We start from the raw sequence: 532 nt of genomic DNA, 5'->3' as shown, positions 1-532 counted from the left end.
TCGTCAATTAGGAGTGAACCACCAAACCATTAATAATGAGCTTAAACGTGGTACAGTTCGCCAAATTCGTCGTCAAAAATTCAATGGTAAGACTTACGATTACCCTTATTACATCTACAGTTATGAAGCTGGTCAGAATATTTATCTTAAATGCCACCAACGGTCCGGTCGTCCTCGTTTATATTACCGCTCAAAGCGTTTTTTACAATTGACCGACCAATTAATGCTTGGTGAATTTGATGAGCATCGTTACTCTCCTCAAGCAGCTATTTATAAGGCACGTGATTTGATGAGTGATGATTCACTGATCCCTAAGTCTGTTGTGACTTTGTATCAGTAGATTAATGATGGTGTATTCCGTACGTCTAACTTGGACCTTTTTGAGAAAACTAAACGTAAACACCATCAATCTCATCCACAAGTCAAAAAGTGCTTAGGACCTAACATTGCTCAACGTCCACAGGTTGCGGACCAACGGTCCGAAATTGGTCATTGGGAACTAGACACTATTCAAGGTCATAAAGATGGCAAG

General features: G+C 40.0%; 1 pseudogene. It reads left to right on the top strand.

Features of this window, described 5'->3' with window-relative positions:
- Window positions 1-532: pseudogene (locus H5975_RS09185) on the top strand (IS30 family transposase); the annotation flags it as partial.

Origin of the sequence: Limosilactobacillus coleohominis, assembly GCF_016901675.1 — a bacterium.
Classification (GTDB): domain Bacteria; phylum Bacillota; class Bacilli; order Lactobacillales; family Lactobacillaceae; genus Limosilactobacillus; species Limosilactobacillus intestinavium.
The sequence above is the reverse complement of the archived record's forward strand: the minus strand, read 5'-3'. Positions and strand labels throughout refer to the sequence as shown.